Below are 21,597 nucleotides of genomic sequence, written 5' to 3'. Positions count from 1 at the left end.
CTACGATCTGGGGTCATACCCCGGCAACGCAAGGCTTTCAAAGCCAGGCCGCATCGCGCAGAGGGGGAATCGAACAATGAGCAAGCTTCTCACCGCAGCCATCGCATTGACCGCATTGACCATGCCGGGAATGGCCGCGGCCCAATCCAGCGGAGCCGATACCAGCGTGAGCGAACAAGCGCCTACTTCCCCACCCGTCGCCGAGCGACGCGATTACAGCTTCACCACCCACGGCATCACGCTCAGCGATCCCTACCACTGGCTGAAGGACCAGTCCTATCCGAAGGTCGATGACGAGGATGTGCTCGCTTACCTGAACCAGGAAAATGCGTGGTTCGAGGCGCAGATGGCTCCGCACCAGCAGCTGGTCGATACGCTGTTCGAAGAGATGAAGGGCCGCATCAAGGAAGACGATTCCACGGTGCCGCAGAAGGATGGCGACTGGCTCTACTGGTCCGAATTCGAGGAGGGCAAGGAATACCGCCTGCATTATCGCAGGCCGGTTGCGGGCGGCGAGCCGCAGCTGCTTCTCGACGAGAACCAGCTGGCCGAGGGCAAGGACTACTTCCGCCTCGGTGCGTTCTCGGTCAGCAAGGACGGACGCTATCTCGCCTACTCGGCGGACGACAACGGGTCGGAGCGGTTCACCGCGCGGGTGAAGGACTTGGAAACCGGCGAGCTGCTGGACGATGTGATCCCCGAGACCTTGTCGGGCCTCACCTGGCTCGCAGGCGACACGATGATCGCCTACGGCAAGGCGAACGAGAACTGGCGGGTGGACAATGTCCGCCTTCACAAGCTCGGCACCGACGTGTCCGAGGATGTCGAGATCTTCCGCGAGGAGGACGAAGGTTTTCGCGTCGGCGCAGGCCTTTCCGCGCAGGAAGACTGGCTGGTGATCGGCACCGGCGACAACGAGACGAGCGAAGTCTGGCTGGTCCCCGCCGCCAATCCCACCGCCGAGCAGACGCTGGTCAAGGCACGGCAGAAGGGCGTGGAATACGATGTGGACGTGCGGGAGGACACGCTCTTCATCCACACCAACGATAATCACATCAATTTCCGCCTCGCGACCGCGCCTCTGGCCAATCCGGGTGAGTGGACCACGCTGATCGAAGGCTCGGACGATTTCTACCTGACCGATTTCGAGCTGTTCAAGGATTTCTACGTCACCGAAGGGCGGCTCGCCGGGCTCGATCAGGTGCAGCTGCGCGCCTACGACGATGCGGGCGATGTCACCCCGATCGCCTTCCCCGAGGCGAGCTTCGTCGCCGGGCTTTCCAACAATCCCGAATACGACATGCGCAAGCTGCGCCTGTCCTACCAGAGCATGGTCACGCCCGGATCGGTCTATGATTACGACGTGAAGACCGGCGCGCTCGAACTGCTCAAGCAGCAGGAAATCCCGAGCGGGTATGACGCGACGAAGTACAAGACCGAGCGGCTGACGATCACCGCGCGCGACGGCACCCAGGTGCCGGTCAGCGTGGTGATGCTGAAGGACCGCCCGACGGGCGGGCCGCTGCATCTGTATGCCTATGGCGCCTATGGTTACGCCGTGCCGCCGGGCTTCTCGACCAGCCGCCTGAGCCTCGTCGATCGCGGCATGGCCTATGCCATCGCGCATATTCGCGGCGGCGACGATCTGGGCCGCCGCTGGTATCTGCAGGGCAAGCTGAACGAGCGGACCAACACGTTCGAGGATTTCGTCGATGTGGCCAAGGGCCTGATCGACGCGGGCTACACCGAGAAGGGCCGGATCAGCGCCAGCGGTGGCAGCGCCGGGGGCGAGCTGATGGGCGTGGTGGTCAATACCGATCCCGACCTGTGGGGCGCGGTCGTGGCCGATGTGCCCTTCGTCGACGTGCTCAACACCATGCTCGACAAGGATCTGCCGCTGACCCCGGGCGAATGGCCCGAATGGGGCAACCCGATCGAGAGCAAGCAGGCCTTCGCCTACATGCTCAGCTACTCGCCTTACGATCAGGTTGTGGCGCAGGATTACCCGCCGCTGCTGGTCACCGCAGGGCTCAACGATCCGCGCGTGACTTACTGGGAGCCCGCCAAGTGGGTCGCCAAGCTGCGCGCGACCAAGACCGATAGCAACACGCTGCTGCTCAAGACCAACATGGGCGCGGGCCACGGCGGCAAGTCGGGCCGCTTCGCCTCGCTGTACGAGACGGCGGAGGAATTCGCCTTCATCCTCACGCAGCTGGGCGTGGTGGAGAGCGAATGACCATCCGCCCCGCAAGAATCAGAAACGTCGTCTTCGATGTCGGCAACGTGATCGTCCGGTGGGAGCCGGAGGCCATCGTCGAGCTCGCCTTCGGCAAGGACCTGCCTGACGGGATCACCAGCAAGGACCTGTTCGGCGGCGACATCTTCCGCGCCCTGAACCGCGGCGCGATGAGCCTGACCGAGACGCAGCGCATGTTCGGCGAACGCCACGGCTTCGACCGGAAAACCTGCGACCGGCTGGTCTCCGCGCTGTTCGAAAGCCTCCACCTGATCGAGGAAACGCCCCCGCTGATGCGCCGCCTCAAGGCGAGCGGTTATGGCATCTATGCGATCACCGACAATGTGCACGAAATCGTCGCCTACCTGCGTGGGCGTTACGATTTCTGGCCTTTGTTCGACGGTGCGTGCGTTTCCGCCGATCACTCCACGCTCAAACCCGATCCGCGCATGTATACCTGGCTGACCGAAACCTACGATCTCGTGCCGGAGGAATGCGTGTTCTTCGACGATCTGCAGAAGAACGTCGACGGCGCCAAGGCGGTGGGGATGGAAGCCTTTGTTTTCACCACCACCGCGCAGGCCGAGGCGGACCTGCGCTCCATCGGCGTCGATCCGGATGCCAAGCTGGAGGCGGCGTGAGCGAGAAGATGTCCGACGAGAGCTGGGCCTTCGAGCGCGACTACACCGCGGGCGCGGAGCATATCGACGAGCTCGGTCATGTGAACAACGCGGAATGGGTCCGCTGGATTCAGGACATCGCGGTGTCGCACTGGAACGCTGTCGCGCCCGACGAGCATCGCGAGACATACATCTGGGTCGTGAGCCGCCACGAGATCGACTATCGCGGCAACATCAAGTCCGGCGAGACCGCGCACGGCCGCACCCGCGTATCGGGCGAGCCGCGCGGTGCCCGCTTCGACCGCGAGGTGCAGTTCGTGGATGGCGAGGGCAAGGTGCTCGTCTCCGCGCTAACCCGCTGGGCAATGCTCGACCGCGAGACGATGCGCCCGGCGCGGATCACGAGCGAGATTGCGGCGCCGTTCCTCACCTCGTCACCCCGGACTTGATCCGGGGTCCCGCTATCTCCTTCGATCTTACATCAGGGAATCGAACAGGTCGTCCCACTCCTGATTGGCCTTCTCGACCAGCTCAAACTTCCAGTCTCGGTGCCAGCGCTTGATCCGCTTTTCCTGGGCGATGGCATCGACAATGCTGCCGAACCGTTCCGCCCAGACAAGCTGCTTTGATCCATATTGGGCACAGAAGTCCGATCCGGTGCCCGTCCGATGCTGATGGATACGTTGTGCAAGGTCCGCAGTTACGCCGACGTACATGGTGCCACGATAGCGGTCCGCCATGATGTACACCCAGCCGCCCGATGCCTCGCGATCCATGCGGAGAATGGAGAAGAAGCGGGACCCCGGGTCAAGCCCGGGGTGACGGAAGGGGAAGAAGGAGGAGGTGGCAGTAGCGCTTCGTTCAAGGGAGAAGTAAGAGAGATCTTTGGCTAATCTGCGGAGCGGTGCGCCATCGTGGAGATGTAGCGTTCAACTTCAGGAGACAATCGGACTTCCTTCTGGAGCGCGACCAAAGCATCGGCCGACACGGTAAAACCCTCGTCAGGAACCGACTTGTCTTTGGACGGCACCTCCCAGTCGGCCAGCAGGACAACATATCCCCTTTCCGATGCGGATTTCGGGAAGCCAATTACCGTCTGGCCACTATCAAGAGCGTTTCGTATGATCAGAAAGCGCTGGGTATGCGGCTTGTCCCGAAGTCGGAATTCCTCTGCTTGCAACAAGGAATACTCGGACTTGTTGGCAAGCTCGTTGCAGCCCAGATCGCCCCGCTCGCATTCCTCCTGACACGCGCCAAGGATCACGGTCAGGCTGAGGAGGATTGCAGGACGAATAGATAACATGTGCTCTCCTCGACTAAAGTCTCAACGATCAAAATCGGCGGAACCGATTCCCTTCAAACCTCCGCCACCATCTCCTCGCTCATCGCCCACAGGCGCTGCGCGCTGTCTTCGTCGACCGCGTAGGGTTGGACCTTGTTGTAGCGGCTGGGGTTTTCCGCATCCGCCAGTTCGGCGATGTCGCAATCCTCGCAATACTCGCCGCCGCGGTCCTTCAGCGCAGGCGCGGTCGCGGCCCATAGGGTGGTCGAGGCGCCTTGGGTAACGCTCTTGAACATCTTGGCAGCCTCTTCGGTCAATTCGCCATTCTCGTTCATCCAGCCCAGCGCGACCATTTCCTCGTTCGGCAAGTGGCGCTGCAGCGGCGTGGCGATGCCGCCGGGATGGACTGAGAACGCGCGCCCGCCGTGTTCGCCCAAGCGTTTGTTCATGCCCACGGCGAACAGCGCGTCGGCGGTCTTGGCCTGCCCGTAGGCCTGCCACTTGTCGTACTCGCCATCGTTCCAGTGCGGGTCATCCCACCGGATGTCGCCCATCTTGTGGGCGGTGGAGGACAGCGCGACGACGCGCACGTCGCTGTCGGGCAGCGCGGCGGTCTTTTCCAGCAGCGGCATCAGCGCCTGTGCCAGCGCGAAATGGCCGAGGTGGTTCACGCCGAATTGCTGTTCCCAACCGGGCCCTACGCGGGTGAGCGGACAGGCCATGATTCCGGCATTGTTGATCAGCAGGTCCAGCCGATCATGCTGCGCAGCAAAGTTTGCAGCAAAATTGCGCACCGAGCCGAGGTCGGCGAGGTCCATGTCAATGATCGTCACGTCACCGGCCACATCTGCCAGGTTGCCCCTCGCCTTCTCGCGATTGCGCGCGGGCACCACCACCTTCGCGCCCGCACCGGCGAGCCCGCGGACGGTCTCCACCCCGATGCCAGAGTAACCGCCGGTGACGATTGCGACCTTGCCGCTCAGGTCGATGCCTTCCAGCACCTCCTGCGGTTCGGTGGTCCGGCCAAAGCCCGAATTGGTCGGTTGCTGCGTGCTCATCCTCATCTCTCCCGGCTGGCGCCGTACCGGAGAACCGATACGTCGCAGGTGGCATGTGGGAGAGTGTAATCGGTGACGCGGCGCGATGCCACCATGCACGGCTCGCCCTCGCAGCCGCGTCGCTTGCGAGGTCAGGCGGCGTAGGCCCGGGTGTCGACCCCTGGCGGCTCGGCGAAGTCCAGCGCTTCGTGGAGATAGCGGTTCCGTCCCTCGTTCTTCGCCCGATAGAGCAAGGTGTCCGCCCGCAGATAGAGCACTTCGAAGGGTAGCCCCGCTGCGTCTTCCACCGATGCCTCGACCACGCCCATGCTGGCGGTGACAGGCCGATCCATCTCGGGGACCATGTCCGCGATGCGCGTGGTGATCGCACGGCGGCGCCGCTCCGCACGCAAGGTCGCATCGGCTCCGCGCAACACCAGCATGAACTCCTCGCCGCCCAGCCGCACGGCCAGCGTGTCTTCGTCGGGTGCAAGTGCACTGGCGGTCGCGATCAGCGCCTCGTCCCCGATATGGTGGCCGAACCGGTCGTTGATCGCCTTGAAATGGTCGAGGTCGATCAGCGCGAAGGTGGTGAAGCCGCGCCTCATCAGGTTGTCGTACTGATTGGCAATGCCGCGCCGGTTCAACAGGCCGGTGAGCGGATCGCGTTCGGCAAGGTTCTCCATCTCGGCCGCCAGCTGGCGAGCCCGGTCGCGATCGGACCGCAACATCACCGCTCGGTCGGTCACCCCGACCGCGACGACGATGATCTCCCACACCATGGCGTAGTAGACGATTGTGAAATCGGTTTGGAGAAATCCCCCGAGGCCGACGCCTTTCAGCGCCATATCCGTCACCAGCACCATCGCGAAGGACCAGCCGACCAACTGGTAGCGGACCCAGCGGCTGCCGCGCCGCACGGCCTGGGCGAATGCGGCGATCAAAGCCGTCAGAACGATAAGCTGGGCGAAGCCGAACAGAGCCGGGCTTTGGATCAGGCCCGCGTTCAATCCGCCCGCGACGAGAATGAAAATGCCGCTCCAGCGCAACGCACGGCGCATCGCGGGCGACAGCGCGTCGCGTTCGATGAAGTCGCGGGCGAACTGGCACGATGCGAACATGATCAGGACGTAGCCCAACCGCTCGAACACCAGGAACACCGCCAGATTCCCGGAAAACCAGCTGGCCGCGAGACCGCTGGTCATGGCAATCGTCAGCGCCATGCCGGCGCACATCATCGCGTACCATGCCACGAAGGTTTGCCGCAGCGCAAAGGCCAGCATGGCTGCGAGGATGCAGGGGGCGAGGACAAGACCCATCAGCAAGGCTGCGAATACGAGGTCGTCGACAAATCCTGCCGGTTTCTCGGCACTCTCGAGCAGGCGAATATTCGGTGCGTCACGGAATTTTGCATAATTGTCGATCCGGACGAACACCGGGGCTTGCGGATCGCCGACTTGCGGCAGCGGCACCATCATGTCGTTGAGGTTCTTGAGGCGGACCTCGTCCGGAACGAGGGTGTTGCTTGCGATCCGGCCATCGCTCGCGATCCGGTACACGGTAATGCTGTCGAACCAGCGGGCCTCCATCGCGTAATAGCGAAAATCGGCGCCGCTAGTATCCTCGAAGCGGAGCCAGTTGAAACGCGGCGCTCCCAAGGCCTTCACTTCGTCGCAGACCCATCGCGGATCGGCGCGAACGCTTTCGACGGAGAGGTTTTGCGAGGTTGCGAAGATGCAATCGGGATCGAGCTGGGCGGCGGATGCGGGCGCGGCGAGGCACGCGCATGCCAGCGCGAATAAAATCCCGATCCGGCTCAGCAGCGTCCCCATGCTGTCCGGCTAGCACCAAGGTGTTAACGAGCCGGTAAGGCTAAGTCCCGATCATCGCCCGGCTGCCCGTTCGCGTCAGGCCAGCGCCTTCTCGACCGGAACATATTCGTAGCCCAGATCGTCGGCGACCGCTTGGTAGGTCACCTTGCCATCCCACACGTTCAGGCCTTCGGCGAGGTGCGCGTTGGCACGCATCGCATCTTTCCAGCCGAGGTCCGCGATCTGCAGCGCGTGGGGCAGGGTAACATTGTTGAGCGCATAGGTGCTGGTGCGCGCGACCGCGCCGGGCATGTTGGCGACGCAATAATGCACGATGCCGTCGATCACGTAGGTCGGGTTGTCGTGCGTGGTTGCCTTGCTCGTTTCGAAACAGCCACCCTGGTCGATCGCGACATCGACCAGCACCGCGCCCTTCTGCATGTCGGACAGCATCTCGCGCGTGACCAGCTTGGGCGCGGCTGCACCGGGGATCAGCACCGCGCCGATGACCAGATCCGCCTGGCACACCGCATCGTGCAGGTTCGCCGCGTTGGAGAAGCGCGTCTTGGCGCGGGTTTCGAAATGGGTGCCGACCCGTTCGAGCACTTCGGGATCGCGGTCGAGGATGGTGACATCCGCGCCCACGCCGGCCGCCATCTGCGCGGCGTTGAAGCCGACCACGCCGCCGCCGATGACCACGACCTTGCCCGGCATCACGCCCGGCACGCCGCCCAGCAGCACGCCGCGCCCGCCATGCGCCTTTTCCAGCGCATTGGCACCGGCCTGCACGCTCATCCGCCCGGCCACCTGGCTCATCGGCTTGAGCAGCGGAAGCGAGCCGCGCGGCCCGGTCACGGTTTCATAGGCGATCGCGGTAACGCCGGCGTTGACGAGGTCGACGGTCTGATCGCGGTCCGGAGCAAGGTGCAGATAGGTGTAGAGGATCTGGCCCTCGCGCAGCTTCTTGCGCTCGTCCGCCTGCGGCTCCTTCACCTTTACGACCATTTCGCATTCGGCGAAGATCGGGTCCGGCCCGTCGACGATTTTTGCGCCGGCCGCCTCGTACTCGGCATCGGTTGCGTCGATCCCCAGCCCCGCCCCGCTCTGAATCCAGACCTCGTGGCCGTGGCGCGCGAGCTCGCCCGCGCTCTCGGGCGTCAGGCCGACGCGGTATTCGTGGTTCTTGATTTCCTTGGGACAACCGATGCGCATGGAGTTCGAAATGCCTTTTACTCGTTTCGCCGCGCTCGTTAGGTGGGCGGACGACCCACGGCAAGACCATGCGGAGGCCGCCGTAACGGCAATTTCCGTCGCATGCCGGTCATACAAGTGTCACAGCACCGTGGTTATACGGCGCGCGACGGGGCGTCCCCGGTTTTCACAGGAGTTGGCGAGAGATGAAGTTCACCCATGTTCTGGCAATGACGGCGGCTGCCGGTCTGATGCTTACCGGCTGCGACAGCGGCGGCGGTTCGCGCGAGTCGATCCGCGCGGTCGGGTCGTCCACCGTCTATCCCTTTGCCAAGCTGGTGGCGGAAAGCTTCGCCCGGTCCAATTCCGACATGCGCTCTCCGCTGATCGAATCGACCGGCTCGGGTGGCGGCATCGCGCTGTTCTGCAAGGGCGTGGGCGCGGACACGCCCGACATGGTCAACGCCTCGCGCCGGATGAAGGCAAGCGAGTTCGAAACCTGCCAGAGCAACGGCGTGACCGAGATTACCGAAATTCAGGTCGGCCTCGATGGCATCGCCTTCGCCAGCACCACCGGCGGCATCATGATGAGCCTGACCCCGGAAATCGTTTACAAGGCGCTCGCCGCCAATCCCTATGGCGAGGAACAGACGGCCGAGACATGGTCCGATGTCGATCCCTCGCTGCCCGATACGCCGATCCTCGTCTACGGCCCGCCCTCGACCAGCGGCACGCGCGATGCGCTGAAGGAACTGGTGCTGACGCCGGGCTGCGAAACCGATGCCCGGATGGAAGCGCTGAAGGAAAGCGACGAGGATGCGTTCGAGCGTACCTGCACCGAAGTCCGCTCGGACGGCAAATATGTCGATCAGGGCGAACAGGACAATCTGATCGTCCAGAAGATCCAGGGCAACAAGAACGCCGTCGGCATTTTCGGCTATTCCTATCTGGAAGAGAACGAGGGCCGCGTTCAGGGCCTGCCCATGAACGGCGTCGACCCGACCTATGATAACATCGCGAGCTTCAAGTACCCCGGCGCGCGCCCGCTCTACATCTACGTCAAGCAGGCGCATCTCAAGGCCATCCCCGGACTGCAGGCCTATCTCGACGAGTGGATGGACATGTGGGAGCGGGGCGGGCCGCTGGCCAAGATCGGCCTCGTCGCGCTGCCCGCGGGAACGATGGAAACCATGACCGACCGGATCAAGTCGCACCCGGCGCTGACCGCCGCGCAGCTTGAAAGCGATACCGACCTCGAAGCAGAGCGCGCCGAAGCCAAAGCGGCGGCTGCCGAACCCGCAGAGTAAGGCGCTTCGCAGACCGAAGTTGCCGAAAAGGCCGCCCGCTCGGACATGAGCGTGGCGGCTTTTTTCGTTCGGGCTGAGGCCGGGGCGGTTGCGACGAAACCGAATGGGATCGGGGAGGTTCACACATCATGGAACTCAGCAAGAATCGGACCGGCGCAAGCTTTGCGGTCGTTTTCGCCGTCATTATCGCGGCTCTTCTGCAGATCGTCACCACGTCGCTTCCGGCACTGGGCATCGGCGATCCGATCGGCTCCCGGTCGGACGCGGTGCGAAGCCTCGTCACTCCGGCGGGCTGGGCTTTCTCGATCTGGGGGCCGCTGTTTGCGGGTACGATCGCGTTCGCGATCTACCAGGCGCTGCCCGCGCAACGGTCGAGCAGGCTGCTGGCCCATGTGCGACTGCCCGCAGCAGGGGCGTTTCTCGGCAACGCCGCCTGGGCGCTCTACACCCAGTTTTACGGCCTGTCCGCGATATCGGCGCTTATCATCGTCTTCACCCTCCTCTGCCTCGTTACGATCTACCGGAGATTCGCAAGCTGGCAGCCGATGTTCTCGGCCGGGGAACGATGGCTGGCCGTCCTGCCATTGAGCGCGCTGGCCGCGTGGCTGACTGCCGCGACCATCGTCAATATCGTGGCCTCGCTGATCTTCCATGGAGTGCAGGCAGGAGAGGCCGCTCCGCTGATATCGGCAATCGTGGTGCTGACAGGCGGCGTCATCGCCTCGGTCGCGCTCGCCCGGGGGCGCGGCAATCCGTTCTATGCGCTGGTTTTCCTGTGGGCCCTGTCGGCCATTTACGCCGCCGGTGGCCAGCAAGCAGAGTTGGTCGCCATAGCAGCGGGCGTAGCCGCCGTTCTGGTGCTTGTCGGCATGGTGATCGGCCTGAGATCGGCCGGCCTGAAGCGCTGGTTCGGCGGAGCGCCGGTGGGCGCCCGGTTGTAGCCGCAGCAGTTACTCGCTGCCTTCGCTGCGCTTCTTCTCGTCCTCGCGCGCGTGCATGTCCGCCCACAGCTTCTCGGTCCCCGCTTCGACCGACCGGTTGACGTATTGCGAGGCGACCAGCCAGCCCTTGATCGGGCGCAGCGGCAGCAGGCAGCCGATGCACATCACCGGCACCGCGATCGCCAGCAGCACCCAGAACGGCGGCTCGAGCGCGACCTGTAGCCAGACCATCAGGAACAGCAGCGGGAACGCGACGAAGCACAGCGAGAAGAAGGCGGGGCCATCGTCGGGGGAGGCGAAGCGGTAATCCAGCCCGCACACCTCGCACCGATCGCTGACCTTCAGCCAGGACTTGAACATGGCTCCCTTGCCGCAGCGGGGGCAAAGCCCTTTCCACCCGGACTTGAAGACCCACGCTGCATGTTCGTTGATTTTCATCTCTCGCCTTTCGGGCCTGGCCCGATCATCGTCCTGTTAAAGCAACGCATGCTGTTCCCGCGCGCCGTGGACCTTTTGCGCGGACGCGGCAATTGCGATGAAGCGCACGCGACTTGCGCCATTCACATGTGCCTCTGGCCGCGATGTTGCAATGCCGGGCGCGGAGCTGTCGGTTTGCGCGTTGCCGGGGCGTGGATCGCCTGCCTCGGCTGTCCTACAGGCCGCCCCGGCGCTAGCGTTGAGGGCGCTCTTTCACAGCGTCGATCGGTCTGGAAAACCGCGCCGGGCAGGCCGGAGCTTTTCTGCGCCTAGGACACTGTGTCAGGTGTGTCAGGACAGCCCGCGCCATCCGGCTTGCCTCGTGCGAATCAGAGCGGGTTGCCGTCCTTGTCGCGGTAGACGTCGCGGCGGCCCACGTGGTTGGCGGGGCCGACGAGGCCTTCGCTTTCCATCCGCTCGATCCACTTGGCAGCGGTGTTGTAGCCCACGCCCATCTGGCGCTGGAGCCACGAACCGGATGCCTTCTGGTTCTCGAACACGACCTGGCAGGCCTGGCGGTACTTGCGCTCGTCCGGGTTGTCGCTCGCGGTGAATTCGTCCTCGAAAGCGAAGCCGCCACCGCTCTCGGGCTCCTCGGTCACGGCATCGACATAGGCGGGGGAGCCCTGCTTGCGCCAGTGTTCGGCCACCAGCTCCACTTCCTCGTCGCTGACGAAGGGCCCGTGGACGCGTGTGAGATTGCCGATGTTGGGCTTGAACAGCATGTCGCCCTTGCCCAGCAGCGTTTCCGCGCCCTGCTCGCCCAGGATCGTGCGGCTGTCGATCCGGCTGGTGACCTTGAAGCTGATCCGCGTGGGCAGGTTGGCCTTGATGACGCCGGTGATGACGTCGACCGAGGGGCGCTGGGTGGCCATGATCAGGTGGATGCCCGCCGCGCGGCTTTTCTGCGTGAGGCGGCGGATCAGGATCTCGATATCCTTGCCCACCACCGCCATCAGGTCCGCCAGCTCGTCGACGATCACCACGATCAGCGGCAGCTCTTCGTAATCGAGCTCCTTCTCCTCGACGATCTCCTCGCCGGTTTCGGGATCGTAGCCGGTCTGGATGCGGCGGCCGAGCGGTTCGCCCTTGGCCTTGGCCGCGCGCACGCGGTCGTTGAAGCCGGTGAGGTTGCGCGCGCCGACCTCGCTCATCTTGCGGTAGCGCTGCTCCATCTCCTCGATCGTCCACTTCAAGGCGCGGATCGTCTTCTCCGGCTCGGTCACGACGGGGGAGAGGAGGTGCGGAATATCCTCGTAACTCTTCAGTTCGAGCACCTTGGGATCGACCAGGATCAGCCGGCACTCGGCGGGCGTGAAGCGGTAGAGCAACGAAAGGAGGATGGTGTTGAGGCCGACCGACTTGCCCGACCCGGTGGTGCCCGCGACCAGCAGGTGGGGCATGGCGGCAAGGTCGGCGATTACGGGCTCGCCCGCGATATCCTTGCCCAGGATGATGGGCAGGTCGCCCGGCGCGTCGACGAAGTCGCGGCACTCGGCAAGCTCCTTGAAGCCGACCATCTGGCGTTCGGCATTGGGCAGTTCGATCCCCATCACCGTCTTGCCCGGGATCGTGCTGACGCGCGCGGAAATCGCGCTCATGTTGCGGGCGATGTCTTCGGACAGGCCGACCACGCGCGCGGCCTTGGTGCCGGGTGCAGGCTCCAGCTCGTACATCGTCACCACCGGACCGGTGCGCACGGCGGTGACTTCGCCCTTCACGTTGAAATCGTCGAGCACCGATTCGAGCAGCCGCGCATTGCGCTCCAGCGCCTGCCGGTCGAGGGGCACGATGCTGGCATCGGCACGGTCGGACAGAAGTTCGATCGAGGGCAGGTCGAAATCGGCGAACATGTCCTTTTGGCGGTTGATCGCGTGGCCGTCCGCCTTGCGGGGCGCGACCTTGGGGTCGACGATCTGCGGCGCGCGGCGGGCGGGTTCGGTCGCGGGCTCGTCGACGTCGTTGTCGGGCTGCTGCACGACCGGCTTGGCTCTGGTGCGCTTTTTCGTGCCGCCGGACTTCGTTTCGGGCACGCCGGCATCGGCCCGCTCGCGCTTGAACTGCCGCGGCATGCTCGGCAGCGTCAGCAGCCCGCGCCAGTCGATCGCGAAGACCCGCGCCACCATCAGCGCGCCGCCCGCCAGCATGGCGAGCGCGACGACGAGGATCAGCCAGCCAGCCGCCTCGCCCAGAATCCGCCCGGCAATCGCCTCGACCGCGCTCGCGCCGAGCAGGCCAACAAGCCCGCCCGCACCGGCGGGCAGCGCCATCGCCACATCGGAGAGCGAGAGTGCAGCAACGCTCGCCAGCAAGGCCATCGACGCCAACAGCATGGCCGCGGGCCGCCACCAGCGCGTGTGCGTGGACCGATCGGTATCCTCGTTCCCGGCGCGCCAGAGGCTGCGCGCCCCGATATAGAGCAGCGGCAGCACCAGCACGCTGATCCAGCCGAACAGGAACAGTGCGCGCTCCGACGCCCAAGCGCCCGCGCGGCCCATCCAGTTGGCGACCGGCCCGTCGAGCGCGGCCGCGGTCGAGGGGCTGGGATCGGTCTGCGTGTAGCTGATGAGCGCAAGCGCAAGGAACACCATCGCCCCGAACAGGATCAGCGCGCCCGCCATCTGCACGGCGCGCGCGATCGAGGCGCGCAGCGCTTCGCGCCAGTCGAGCTGCTCGGTCGTGACGAGTGCCTTGCTTGCCATGATGTGCCTTCCGGGGGCCTTCGCGATTGGGGGTCGGAACGCATCATGAATCCTCGGGGAGTCCCCCGTCAAGGAAAATGGCTTCCCGGCTTCCGGGGCGTCGAGGATTCGGGAGCAGGGCTCAGGACAGCCCGTCGATGGCCGCCCAGCGGGTGACGGCGAGCTCGCGTGCGCGCTCCGCCGTCATCCCGCCCAGCGCGATGACGGGGATAGAGCTGCGCTCTGCAAGCTGGTGAAACAGCGTTGCACCCAGCGCGCGGCCATCGGGATGCGATCGCGTGGGAAAGACCGGGGAGAGGAACAGCGCGTCGGCGCCGATGCGATTGGCAAGGTGGATCTCGCGTGCATCATGTGCCGTGGCGAAGCGCAGCAAGCCGAGGCGCTTGCCGAGCTTTCCGGGTGGGCCGTAAATGCCATCCGCCTCCCATTCCTTGCCCTGATCCGCACCGCCCGAAAGGACCAGCAGATGATTTTTGCTGCGCACAATGCTGCGCAGCATTTCCCATCGCTCGCGGCGTTCTGGGGGCCCAAGATGATAGTGCCGGAAGACGAAGCCCGAGCCTTCGGGCATCGTGACAAGCGCTTCGGCGAGCACCGCATCATTGCGGGCATCGGACAAGAGCCAGAGGCGCGGTAGCATTTCGGGTCGGGGCTGGATCGGCATCGTCCAATCGCTATAGCGTCGCGCGATGGATAGTGCAGCAGCCCTTGGCCAAGTCGAAGAGCGGATCGCCCGCGCGTGCAAGATCGCCAAGCGCGAGCGGGATGAGGTCAACCTGATCGCGGTGAGCAAAACGCATCCTGTTGAGAAGATCGAGCCGGTGCTGGAGGCGGGGCATCGCGTGTTCGGCGAAAACCGCGTGCAGGAAGCGCAGGCCAAGTGGCCCGATCTGCGCGCGCGCTACGACGAAGTGGAACTGCACCTGATCGGGCAGCTCCAATCGAACAAAGCGGAAGATGCGGCGGCGACCTTCGATGTGATCCATTCGCTCGACCGGTCAAGCCTGCTCAAGGCGCTGGCCAAAGCCTACGACAAGCTGGGCAAGCGCGTGCCGTGCTTCATCCAGGTCGATGTCGGCGAGGAAGAGCAGAAGGGCGGCTGCGCAATCCCCGACCTGCCCGCGCTGATCGATCAGGCGCGCGAGGCGGATATCCCGCTGCTCGGCCTGATGTGCATCCCCCCGGCGGACAAGGAGCCCGCACCCTTCTTCGCCCTGCTCGACGAGCTGGCGCGGCGACACGAGCCCGAACCGGGCGCCTGGGCTCTCAGCATGGGGATGAGCGCGGACTACGAGACGGCCATCATGCTTGGCGCGACGCATATCCGCGTGGGATCGGCGCTGTTCGGCGAGCGGGGGTGACAGGGTAGGGGCTGCTTGCGACCCGGTTGGGAGACGGCGAGGTCCGGCCCACGCATTTTTCTAAAGACGACATTGCCGAAGCAGGCTCATAGGACTAGTCCTATGGTGTTATCGATGGCGGAATGCCGAGACTTAAGTAGGCATGACGCACCATTGCATCGATTAATCCTTGCTCAATATCCGTCATCCCGCGCCAATCTTCACTTGCCCTGTAGTTCGTTGGCAACTCATTTGCGATATTTTTTGACCTAGAAACAACTGCGGCGATGATGTGCAGTGCTACACAAAATATCCTTATCCTAAGCTGGGTCTCTCTGTCGGCTGCGTCATAGGCATCGCGGTATCTCGTCCGCTCTTCGTTTATCCAGACCGTCTCTGCTGGCTTCAGGTTATTGGCCCAACTAAGCAAAGGGTCTTGGATAAGCGAATGGATGCGATGATTGTGTGCAAGTTCGTTCCTTATTTTTCGCAACAAGCCAGCCTCATTGACGAAGCACTCGGGCAGCCAGCTCATTCCCGACGCTAACGTTATACGTTGTGCAAAAGTACTGAGTGGCCCATTGGCACCAAAAAAATCATTCCGCTGAGAAGGTCTGATTTGCCATCGTTCCACAAAGTTCTCGCGGAAGGTGTCTTCCAAGAACGAGACAACGAGAATGCAATAGGTGCGAGTGCCCGCATTCCTCGCAAATTCGCCCAGCGCCTCAGCTTCTGCCAAAACGCGCTTTTCGAAATCGGTAGCGGTGCGAGCAGCGGCAAAGCGTTGTGCAGTGATTTCAATAATCAGGTTCCGCGCTGCGATCCTATCGACTTCTTCGATTTGAACCTCTTTCAAGGCCATTCCCTTTTCACAGCTACCATCCAACTACGCCAGTTCTACCCGCGCCGAGGCAAGGCCACTATTCGGGGTATTGATCAAGAAGGGTGTCCGTCCGCTTCCCACCCCATAGCCGCCACGCATTTTCCTACCCGCGCGCCCGGTGCTAGCGTCGCTGGCCCGCTCTTTCACATCGTAATCCGCGACGCCTTCAGGCGCTCTTCTTCATAGGCACTGCGACGCAGGGCTTCATCAACTTGCGTTTTACGCAATCGAGCGCTGCGCCGGGCGGTCAGGCAGGCTCCAGCTCGGCCTGCATCTCGTCGCTGGCGGCCTCGACCAATGCGGCGCGCAGCGCCTCCAGCCGTCCCGGATCGGTGATCTTGTCGCCCGTCAGATCGGTGACGTAAAACGTATCCGCCGCGCGCTCGCCGTAATGCGTGATGTGGGCCGAACGGATCATCGCATGCTGTTCGAATAGCGCGCGCGCCAGCCGGTTGAGCAGGGCCGGGCGATCGCGCGCGGCGACCTCGACCACGGTGAAGCGGTGCGATGCGTCGTTGTCGAATGTGACCGAGGGCCGCACCTCGAAAGCGTCCGCGCCCCGCCGCGGAAGTGGGCGCTGGGCGAGCTTGGGAACGAGCTTCGCGCCGCTTTCCAGCGCATCGGCAATGCTGCGCTCGATCCGCTCGAGCTGGTTGTCTTCGCCGAAGGGCCGACCCAGCGGGTCCTGCACCAGGAAGTTGTCGACCGCATAGCCGGTGCGCGTCGTGTGGACTCGTGCGTCGATGATGTTGCCGCCGACGAGGTGGATCGCGCCCGCGATCCGCATGAAAATGCCCGGATGGTCCGCCGCGATCACGGTGACGAGCGTTGCGCCGCGTTCCTCGTCCGCCTCGCAATGGACCGACAGCGCCTCGCCGAGATCGCGCGCGACGGAATATTGCACGATGTTGCGCGCTGCGATGTCGACCGGCTCCGCGATCCAGTAGGGCGCGGTGAACAGATCGCCCTTCTGGTCCATCAGCGCGGCCTTGTCGCCCAATGCGTCGCGCACCTGCGCCTTCTTTGCGGCGACCCGTTCCTTGCGGCCCTTGGTGACATGGCCCAGCCGCAACCGCTCGAAAGAGAGGTCGTATAATTCACCGAGCAACTGGCCCTTCCAGCTGTTCCAGGTGCCGGGGCCGACTGCGCGGATATCGACCGATGTGAGGACCGCGAGCTGGCGCAACCGCTCGAGCGTCTGGACCTCGGTCACGAAATCCTCGACCGTCTTGGGGTCGGCGAGATCGCGTTTGAACGCGGTGTGGCTCATCAGCAGGTGCTGGCGCACCATCCACGCGACCAGCGCGGTCTCGTAGTCGTTCAGCCCGAACCGGGGGCACAGCCGCTCGGCCACCTCGGCGCCGAGCACCGAGTGGTCGCCGCCGCGCCCCTTGGCGATATCGTGCAGCAACGTGGCGACGAACAGCGCGCGGCGGCTCTTCAGCTGGTGGATCGCACGGGTTGCGCGCGGATGCTCTTCCGCCAGCTCGCCCTTTTCGATTGTGTTGAGAAATCCGATCGCGCGGATGGTGTGCTCGTCCACCGTGTAGTGGTGGTACATGTTGAACTGCATCTGCGCGTTGACCCGCCCGAAATCGGGCACGAAGCGGCCGAACACGCCCGCCTCGTTCATCCAGCGCAGGACCATTTCGGGATCGTTGCGACCGGCAAGCAGATCGAGGAACAGCGCATTGGCGCGCGGGTCTTCGCGCACATCGTCGTTGATGAGGCCGCTGTCGCGGTCCGCTTGGCGCATGGTGCGCGGATCGATCTCCAGCTGTTCGGACTCGGCGATCTGGAAGATCTCGATCAGCCGCACCGGGTCCTTGCGGAACCAGTCGTCGCTCGGCGCGGAAAGCTTGCCCGCAAAGACCTGATATCCGCGCAGCATCCGTGGGCGTGCGGTGAACCCCGCCAGCAGCCCGCGCCGCGCGCGCTTCTTCGCGAATTGCTCTTCGAGCTGGCCGAGGAATATCCCGGTGAGCGAGCCGACGCGCTTCGCTTGCAGGAAGTAGTACTGCATGAACCGCTCGACCGCGCTCTTGCTCCGCCGGTCGGCGAACTTCATCCGGCGCGCGAGTTCCTTCTGCAGATCGAAGGTCAGGCGATCCTCGGCGCGGCCCGTAATCTCGTGCAGGTGGCACCGCACCGCGAGGAAAAAGCCCTCCGCGCGGCGGAAGCTGCGATATTCGGCCTTCGTGAAAAGGCCCGCATCGACCAACTCGGCCGCGTTGCGCGCGCGGTGGATATACTTGCCGATCCAGTAGAGCGCATGCAGGTCGCGCAAGCCCCCCTTGCCCTCTTTCACATTGGGTTCGACGACATAGCGCGTGTCGCCCATCCGCTTGTGCCGCGCATCGCGCTCGCGCAGTTTCTCGGCGACGAACTGGCGTTCGGTGCCTTCCACCACCTCGGCATAGAAGCGGCGCGTGGCAGCATCGTAGAGCGCTTCGTCGCCCCACAGATACCGGCATTCGAGCAACGCGGTCAGGATCGTGCCGTCGGCTTTTGACATGCTGACCACGTCGTCGAGCGTGCGGACCGAATGACCCACCGTCAGGCCAAGGTCCCACAGCAGATACAGGATCGCCTCGACCAGCGCGACCGTCCGCTTGTCCTCCGCGCGCTCGACGATGAAGGCGATATCGACATCGGAATGCGGCGCCATCTCCTCGCGCCCGTAGCCTCCCGCAGCCACGACGGTCATCGCCTTGGCGGTCTCGCCCTCGGGGACGGGTGCCAGCCGCTCCGCTGCGTAATCGTGGATCAGCCGGATCAGCTGATCGAGCAGAAAGCTATGCCCGCCGCAATGCGCGTGGCCTGCCGAGGGATGCTCGGCGAGCCGTCGCGACAGTTCCTGGCGCCCCTGCTCCAGCGCATCGCGCAGCAGCGCCAGCACCGCATCGCGCGAAGCCGCCGCCGCAATCTCTGCGGCAAGCGTGCGCCGGTCGATGATGGCGCGCTGGTCGGAGAGGGGGGGCGCACTCAAGAGGAGGTGTAGACCTTGGTATATTGCTCGCGCATGGTCTTGCGGTCGATCTTCTGCGTGCCGAGACGCGGCAGCGTCTCGCTCGCGCGCCAGATCTTTGCGGGACGCTTAAAGGGCGGGAGCTTGGTCTCGAGGAAGGCGGCGAGCTGCTCCTCGCTCAGGTCCGTGCCCTCTCTCGGCAGATAGACGGCGCCCACGATCTCTCCGTAGCGATCGTCGGGCAGGCCGAAGACCGTGCATTCGATTACATCGTCATGCGCGTAGATCGCTTCCTCGACTTCGAGGCAGCTGATGTTCTCGCCCCCGCGAATGATGATGTCCTTCTTGCGGTCGACGATGAACAGATAGCCGTCCTCATCCAGCCGACCCAGGTCGCCGGTGCGGAAATAGAGATCGTCGGTAAAGGCTTCGCGCGTGGCCTCGCGATTGTCCCAATAGCCGAGGAAATTAGCGGCGGTGCGAATGCACACCTCGCCCACTTCGCCGGTCGGCAGCTTGTTGCCCGAATCGTCGAGGATCGCGAGGTCGACGATCGGTCGGCTGGCCTTGCCCGTGCTGGTGGGCTTGGCGAGGTAATTCTCGTTGAAGTTTCCGCAGCCGATCGCGTTGGTTTCGGTCAGGCCGTAGCCGAGCAGCGGGAAGCCTCCGGGAAAGGCATCCTTGATCGCAGTGACGTGATCGGCCGGACGCGGCGCGCCGCCGGCGGCGAAGGAGGTGCAGGACGACGTGTCGTATTTGTCGCGGTCCGGATGGGTCGCCATCTCGTAGCTCATGAGCGGCACGCCGGTGAAATAGGTCACCTTCTCGGCCTCGGTCAGGCGCAGCGCTTCGCCTGCATCCCATTTCTTCATCAGCACCAGCTTGCGCCCCAGCGCGAAGCTCTGCAGGAACACAGGCACTTCGCCCGTCACGTGGAACAGCGGCACGGCGACCAGCGCGCAGGGCTGCAGGCTCGGCGCTTCCCCTTTTCCCGAGATATAGGTGAGCGCCATCAGGCTCTGCATCACGTAGCTCATCGTGCCGTGAATCACGCCGCGATGGTCCGAATAGGCACCCTTCGACCGGCCGGTCGAGCCCGAGGTGTAGAGCAGCGTCGCATAATCGTCCGGCCCCAAAGTTGGTAGCGCTACCGTATCGGGATCGCCCCATACCGACGCGAGGCCTTCCGCTGGCGCGCAATCGTGCTTCAGCGAAACGATTCGCGCGCCGTGGTCGGTGCCCTCCAGCCGCTCGCCACGCTTGCGGTCCGCCAGCACGATCCGGCAGCCGACCATGCGGATCGCGTCCGCCATTTCCTCGCCGGTCGAAAAACCGTTGACCAGCGCGGCGCAGCCGCCCGCCATGGTGATGCCCATATAGGCGATGATCCAGTTGACCGAGTTGCGCGCCGCGATGCCGATCCGGTCGCCCTTGATGAGCTTGTGGTTGGCAAGCAGCCCTGCCGCGACATGGCGCGCCGCATCGTAAGCCTCTCCGAAGGTCAGTCGGCAGCCGGCGTCGACGACGAATTCGACGTCCTTATGCTGGGTGCAATAATGCGCGAAATAGTCCGCGAGGCTCGGCGGGGCGTTCTTGAAAACGGGCATGGTCACGCCGTTGCGGGTAAACGGCACAGTTTCGGCCGGACCGCCGGGTGCGACGAGCTGGTCCATGATCGTGTCCAAGGTAGTGTCGAGCTGCGTGGGCATGCGTTTCCTCTCTCGTCGTGCACCGCATGATTAGGATCAAACTGCGCGTGCATTGTCTCTTTTTTCGTGGCCCCGCCTGTGCCAATGCACGCCGCACTGGCGCAAGCGGGGGCCGTTCAGCCGTTATCTCTAAGGGGTCGATGGAATGCTGTCACTACTGGCGCAAGCCGCGAGCGAGCCGATCTACTGGTCGGACCTGGGCCTGACCCCCGGGATCGACCTGGGGTTTTTCACCCTGCGCTGGTACTCGCTGGCCTATATCTTCGGGATCATCCTTGCCTACTGGCATCTGCTGCGGATGATCAAGGCGCCCGGCGCGCCGATGAACCGCCAGCATGTCGAGGATCTGCTGTTCTACTGCACGCTCGGCGTGCTGCTGGGCGGCCGACTGGGCTATGCGCTGTTCTACAAGCCCGAGCTGTTCGTCGATTTCAGCCACGAAGGGTGGATGCCCTGGGGCCTGCCGCGCTTGTGGGATGGCGGAATGTCGTTTCACGGCGGCGTGATCGGCGTGGTTCTGGCGCTGTTATGGGTCAGCTATCGCAGCAATCTCAACTGGTTGCGCGTGGCGGACTACATTGCGGTCAACGTGCCGTTCGGCATGTTCTTCGGCCGACTGGCCAACTTCGTCAACGGAGAGCTGTGGGGCCGCCCCGCCGATGTGCCGTGGGCGATGGTGTTCCCGAACGCCGGAGACATCGCCCGCCATCCCTCGCAGCTTTACCAGGCCGGGCTCGAAGGACTGGCGATGATGATCATCATGCTGTCGCTGTTCTGGCTGACCAAGGCCCGCTGGAAGCCGGGCGTGCTGGTCGGTGTGTTCACCATCGGCATTGCGAGCGCGCGCTTCATCAACGAATTCTTCCGCCAGCCCGACGCGCAGCTGACCGAATTTGCCGCCCGCACCGGGCTGTCGATGGGGCAATGGCTGAGCATTCCGATGATTCTCGTCGGGATCGCGGTGGTGGTTTACGCGCTGCAGAACAAGGCGGACCGGGCAGGCAGCGCCGCCGCCAGCGAACCCGGAGCGCAATCCTGAGCGAACGGGCGCAGCCCGCCAGCCTGGCCGAGCGGTTTCGGCGGCTGATCGCGA

The 21,597-nt window shown here is 64.2% G+C and carries 18 protein-coding genes; 7 read left to right on the top strand and 11 right to left on the bottom strand.

Annotation, left to right across the window (positions count from 1 at the left end):
• Positions 1-76 precede the first annotated feature (76 nt).
• From AAG612_RS09390 to AAG612_RS09380, 3 genes are read left to right on the top strand one after another with little or no spacing between them, the layout of a single operon-like run.
• A complete protein-coding gene (locus AAG612_RS09390; protein ID WP_342509562.1) occupies positions 77-2,236 on the top strand; it encodes a S9 family peptidase in 2,160 nt (719 codons plus the stop codon).
• Entirely contained in the window at positions 2,233-2,877 is a 645-nt protein-coding gene (locus tag AAG612_RS09385; RefSeq protein ID WP_342509560.1) for an HAD family hydrolase, read from the top strand. Before AAG612_RS09390 ends, AAG612_RS09385 begins: the two co-directional genes overlap by 4 nt.
• An 8-nt stretch (positions 2,878-2,885) precedes the next feature.
• Complete coding sequence (locus AAG612_RS09380; protein ID WP_425341852.1) at positions 2,886-3,305, top strand: acyl-CoA thioesterase; 420 nt, start codon at positions 2,886-2,888, stop codon at positions 3,303-3,305.
• Positions 3,306-3,332: 27 nt separating this feature from the next.
• On the opposite strand, the gene AAG612_RS09375 is transcribed toward AAG612_RS09380, so the two are convergent.
• The 5 genes from AAG612_RS09375 to ald all read right to left on the bottom strand — a co-directional run bounded on the left by AAG612_RS09375 (position 3,333) and on the right by ald (position 8,198).
• Positions 3,333-3,632 carry a GIY-YIG nuclease family protein gene (locus AAG612_RS09375; protein ID WP_342509556.1) on the bottom strand — a complete coding sequence of 100 codons (300 nt, stop codon included), beginning with the start codon at positions 3,630-3,632 and terminating at the stop codon, positions 3,333-3,335.
• A 113-nt stretch (positions 3,633-3,745) separates the two neighbouring features.
• Positions 3,746-4,159, bottom strand: a complete 414-nt coding sequence (locus AAG612_RS09370) for a hypothetical protein (RefSeq protein WP_342509554.1) — start codon at positions 4,157-4,159, stop codon at positions 3,746-3,748.
• Positions 4,160-4,212: 53 nt separating this feature from the next.
• Complete coding sequence (locus AAG612_RS09365) at positions 4,213-5,196, bottom strand: oxidoreductase (protein WP_342509552.1); 984 nt, start codon at positions 5,194-5,196, stop codon at positions 4,213-4,215.
• Positions 5,197-5,327: 131 nt separating this feature from the next.
• Entirely contained in the window at positions 5,328-7,007 is a 1,680-nt protein-coding gene (locus AAG612_RS09360; protein ID WP_342509550.1) for a sensor domain-containing diguanylate cyclase, read from the bottom strand.
• 75 nt (positions 7,008-7,082) lie between these two features.
• Positions 7,083-8,198, bottom strand: a complete 1,116-nt coding sequence (gene ald / locus AAG612_RS09355; RefSeq protein ID WP_342509548.1) for an alanine dehydrogenase — start codon at positions 8,196-8,198, stop codon at positions 7,083-7,085.
• A 185-nt stretch (positions 8,199-8,383) separates the two neighbouring features.
• Here ald and AAG612_RS09350 point away from each other — a divergent pair, with 185 nt between their 5' ends.
• Positions 8,384-9,484 carry a substrate-binding domain-containing protein gene (locus AAG612_RS09350; RefSeq protein ID WP_342509546.1) on the top strand — a complete coding sequence of 367 codons (1,101 nt, stop codon included), beginning with the start codon at positions 8,384-8,386 and terminating at the stop codon, positions 9,482-9,484.
• A gap of 128 nt (positions 9,485-9,612) precedes the next feature.
• Complete coding sequence (locus tag AAG612_RS09345) at positions 9,613-10,425, top strand: hypothetical protein (RefSeq protein WP_342509544.1); 813 nt, start codon at positions 9,613-9,615, stop codon at positions 10,423-10,425.
• Between the two features lie 9 nt (positions 10,426-10,434).
• On the opposite strand, the gene AAG612_RS09340 is transcribed toward AAG612_RS09345, so the two are convergent.
• The 3 genes from AAG612_RS09340 to AAG612_RS09330 form a co-directional block, all read right to left on the bottom strand.
• Positions 10,435-10,863, bottom strand: a complete 429-nt coding sequence (locus tag AAG612_RS09340; RefSeq protein ID WP_342509542.1) for a DUF983 domain-containing protein — start codon at positions 10,861-10,863, stop codon at positions 10,435-10,437.
• Between the two features lie 368 nt (positions 10,864-11,231).
• Positions 11,232-13,604, bottom strand: a complete 2,373-nt coding sequence (locus tag AAG612_RS09335) for a DNA translocase FtsK (RefSeq protein ID WP_342509540.1) — start codon at positions 13,602-13,604, stop codon at positions 11,232-11,234.
• 121 nt (positions 13,605-13,725) lie between these two features.
• On the bottom strand, positions 13,726-14,244 hold the full coding sequence (locus AAG612_RS09330; RefSeq protein WP_342509537.1) for a thiamine phosphate synthase: 519 nt from the start codon (positions 14,242-14,244) through the stop codon (positions 13,726-13,728).
• Between the two features lie 49 nt (positions 14,245-14,293).
• Here AAG612_RS09330 and AAG612_RS09325 point away from each other — a divergent pair, with 49 nt between their 5' ends.
• Positions 14,294-14,965, top strand: a complete 672-nt coding sequence (locus tag AAG612_RS09325) for a YggS family pyridoxal phosphate-dependent enzyme (RefSeq protein WP_342509535.1) — start codon at positions 14,294-14,296, stop codon at positions 14,963-14,965.
• Between the two features lie 100 nt (positions 14,966-15,065).
• Here AAG612_RS09325 and AAG612_RS09320 read toward each other — a convergent pair whose 3' ends face one another.
• The 3 genes from AAG612_RS09320 to AAG612_RS09310 all read right to left on the bottom strand — a co-directional run bounded on the left by AAG612_RS09320 (position 15,066) and on the right by AAG612_RS09310 (position 20,504).
• The gene (locus AAG612_RS09320; protein WP_342509533.1) at positions 15,066-15,800 is read right to left on the bottom strand and encodes a hypothetical protein; all 735 of its coding nucleotides are present in this window, start codon (positions 15,798-15,800) and stop codon (positions 15,066-15,068) included.
• 274 nt (positions 15,801-16,074) lie between these two features.
• Entirely contained in the window at positions 16,075-18,816 is a 2,742-nt protein-coding gene (locus AAG612_RS09315) for a [protein-PII] uridylyltransferase (RefSeq protein ID WP_342509531.1), read from the bottom strand.
• A complete protein-coding gene (locus tag AAG612_RS09310) occupies positions 18,813-20,504 on the bottom strand; it encodes a class I adenylate-forming enzyme family protein (protein WP_342509529.1) in 1,692 nt (563 codons plus the stop codon). The genes AAG612_RS09315 and AAG612_RS09310 overlap by 4 nt, the downstream gene beginning before the upstream one ends.
• A gap of 145 nt (positions 20,505-20,649) precedes the next feature.
• On the opposite strand from AAG612_RS09310, the gene lgt reads away from it, so the two are divergent.
• Positions 20,650-21,543 (top strand): prolipoprotein diacylglyceryl transferase, encoded by an 894-nt coding sequence (lgt, locus tag AAG612_RS09305; protein ID WP_342509527.1) that lies wholly within the window; start codon positions 20,650-20,652, stop codon positions 21,541-21,543.
• Positions 21,544-21,597 lie beyond the last annotated feature (54 nt).

The sequence above is a fragment of the Citromicrobium bathyomarinum genome, assembly GCF_038594605.1.
Classification (GTDB): domain Bacteria; phylum Pseudomonadota; class Alphaproteobacteria; order Sphingomonadales; family Sphingomonadaceae; genus Alteriqipengyuania; species Alteriqipengyuania bathyomarina_B.
The sequence above is the reverse complement of the archived record's forward strand: the minus strand, read 5'-3'. Positions and strand labels throughout refer to the sequence as shown.